Source organism: Marinifilum caeruleilacunae, assembly GCF_013141825.1.
Classification (GTDB): domain Bacteria; phylum Bacteroidota; class Bacteroidia; order Bacteroidales; family Marinifilaceae; genus Marinifilum; species Marinifilum caeruleilacunae.
In genome coordinates this window covers 1-1,024 of sequence record NZ_RZNH01000102.1, presented here as the reverse complement: position 1 = coordinate 1,024, position 1,024 = coordinate 1, and the positions used below count along the sequence as shown (strand labels likewise).

Annotated in this window: 1 protein-coding gene; it reads left to right on the top strand. The window is 33.2% G+C overall.

Features of this window, described 5'->3' with window-relative positions; translation table 11 throughout:
- Positions 1-279: 279 nt before the first annotated feature.
- Positions 280-654 carry a hypothetical protein gene (locus ELS83_RS21675; protein WP_171597625.1) on the top strand — a complete coding sequence of 125 codons (375 nt, stop codon included), beginning with the start codon at positions 280-282 and terminating at the stop codon, positions 652-654.
- Positions 655-1,024 lie beyond the last annotated feature (370 nt).

The following is a 1,024-nucleotide window of genomic DNA, read 5'->3' as shown; positions in this document are numbered from 1 at the left end:
TAAGAATTTAATTCCAATAAGACCGAATCGTAATTTTAATCGGCATAAAGATAAATACAGAAATAGAGTCAAACCAAAGGTTACTAAAAATCAGCGTGATGCTTTGTGAAATAACCTTAACTTAATGACATTGAGCTCGCGCCAGCGGTGATATTAGAGTTGGTAGATGGTTTGCTGCTCCATTGGATGGTAGAACAGGAGGATTACCGTTGGAATTATATCAAAACTTTAATCAGTTAAAAGAACCTGTAAATATTATACTTAAAAATAGTTTTTAAAATGTTTGGTTTCAAAAAAAATAAGAATAAAAGGCTCACAAAAAAAACATGCGTAACTTTCTTAGAAATTTTAACTAATCTATTACAAATTCTAAAGAAGTCAAATATACATGAACAGGCAAAGTTTATTGAGGTTTTAATAGTATTATTAAATCAACGAAAGGACGAACAGTTTATCGATCTTATTAACAGTGTTAATATGTGGGGAGGATCAGGAGCTGTGTGGGAAGTCCATATTGAAGATAGTGCTGATAATCGAAGTTTTGAGAAAGAGATAGTTAACCTTATAGATTTTATGGAAAAAATAAATATTCTTGGTCCAGGAGTGAAACCAATTAGAAAGTTATTTAAGCAAAATATAAAAGGCAAGTTGTAGTTTGTAATGAGATAACCCCTGATGGCGCGAGTATACACTGTCCGCTAGTTCGAGTTTGCTCCCAGATAGCTATCGGGATCGTACTCTGCGAAGCAGAACTTGCAAATATGTCACATGATTTTATGGGAATAGGTTTGTGGATTTTTAAAGCCACAAGTCACGTGTAGCGGTAATGGGAGAGGGTGTAGTTTGAATTTGAATTGTTTTTCTGTATTCACAGGGCACGAGCTACAAGCTCGCGCCCAATGTCATTAAGTTAAGAGTGTAAGTTATTGAAAAACAGTAGTAGTAGCGAGGTTTTTAGAGATTTTTTTGCTATATTTATATAGTATTCAGAGAGTTATTATGATGAAAAAAAACTACTAAATTT